General features: G+C 49.1%; 1 protein-coding gene. It reads right to left on the bottom strand.

The window, feature by feature from the left end; genetic code table 11:
• A partial coding sequence (gene ahpF / locus KUG37_RS14605) for an alkyl hydroperoxide reductase subunit F (RefSeq protein ID WP_216940669.1) occupies positions 1 to 1558 on the bottom strand: 1558 nt, incomplete at its 3' end.
• Positions 1559 to 1667: the final 109 nt, after the last annotated feature.

Raw genomic sequence — 1667 nt, 5'->3', positions numbered from 1 at the left:
CTGAACGGATAATGTAATCAAATGCAGAGAGTGATGCTTTCGCACCTTCACCTGTCGCAATGATAATCTGCTTGTAAGGCACTGTAGTGCAGTCACCTGCCGCAAACACCCCTTTGACATTGGTTTCGTTGCGATCATTAATCACAATCTCGCCACGGCTCGTCAGCTCAACTTGCGTTTCTTTCAGGAAGTCGGTATTTGGCAACAGACCGATCTGCACAAAGATGCCGGCCAGCTCCACCACATGCTCTTCATCTGTGGCACGGTCTTTGTATTTCAGACCGGTCACCTGTGAACCATCACCCAGCACTTCGGTAGAGAGTGCATTTTTGATCACTGTGGTGTTCGGCAAGCTGTTGAGCTTGTCTTGCAGTACCTGATCCGCACGCAGCTTGGTATCGAACTCTACCAGGGTTACATGTTCCACAATACCTGCCAGGTCAATTGCTGCTTCGACACCCGAGTTACCACCACCGATCACTGCAACACGTTTGCCTTTGAACAATGGACCATCACAGTGCGGGCAATACGCTACACCACGGGTTTTGTATTCCTGCTCACCCGGAACGTTCATCTCTCTCCAGCGGGCACCGGTCGACAGAATCACGGTTTTCGATTCAAGCTTGGCACCGTTTTCAAGGGTCACTTCAACCAAACCGTTGGCAGTTTCATCTGCACCTTTAATATTGGATACACGTTGCAGGTTCATGATGTCGACACCGTACTCACGTACGTGTGCTTCCATCTCGGCTGCAAACTTCGGACCTTGGGTCTTCTGGATGGAGGTGTAGTTTTCAATATCCATGGTGTCCATGACCTGACCACCCATGCGTTCAGCCACAATCCCGGTTTTAATGCCTTTACGTGCTGCATAGATCGCAGCGGTATTTCCTGCAGGTCCGCCACCGACAATCAGGACATCAAAGGCGTCTTTGGCATTCAGCTTTTCCGCATCTCTGGCGGCTGCATTGCTATCCAGCTTGGCAATGATTTCTTCCAGGGTCATACGACCCTGACCGATATGCTGGTTGTCCTGGAATACCATAGGTACAGCCATGATCTTGCGTTCTTCTACTTCATCCTGGAAGAAGGCACCATCAATCATGGTCGCTGTGGTACCCGGGTTGTAGATGGCAATCAGGTTCAGGGCCTGAACCACATCCGGACAGTTATGGCAGCTCAGGGAAACAAAGACCTCAAAGTCAGATTGGATACCCAGGCCTTTAATAGACTCCAGAACTTCCGCAGAGACTTTCGGTGCATAACCTGAAGTTTGCAGCAAGGCCAGAATCAGCGAGGTGAACTCATGGCCCATCGGCAGACCTGCGAAGAACACACGTGGCTGTTCACCGGCTTTGGCAATCCCGAAACTTGGTACACGTTGGTTGCTGCCGTCAAAACGGGCAGTCACCAAATCAGACAGTGCTGCGATTTCTTCGACCAGTTCCTTGATTTTGTCTGATTTGTCAGAGCCATCCAGCGTGGCCACCAGTTCAATCGGACCTTCCAGGCGTTCAAGTAAGGTTTTAAGTTGAGCAGAAGTATTTTGATCTAACATTGCTAACGTCTCCAGAGGAGTAAGTATTTATTTGATACAGCCATGATAAGCCAACCGATTGAATAGTTAAAACAGTTTGTATTTATCTAATCAATCGATTTTTTAGATT

Origin of the sequence: Acinetobacter sp. BY419, from assembly GCF_019038395.1 — a bacterium.
Classification (GTDB): domain Bacteria; phylum Pseudomonadota; class Gammaproteobacteria; order Pseudomonadales; family Moraxellaceae; genus Acinetobacter.
This window is presented reverse-complemented; position numbering and strand designations above follow the sequence as displayed.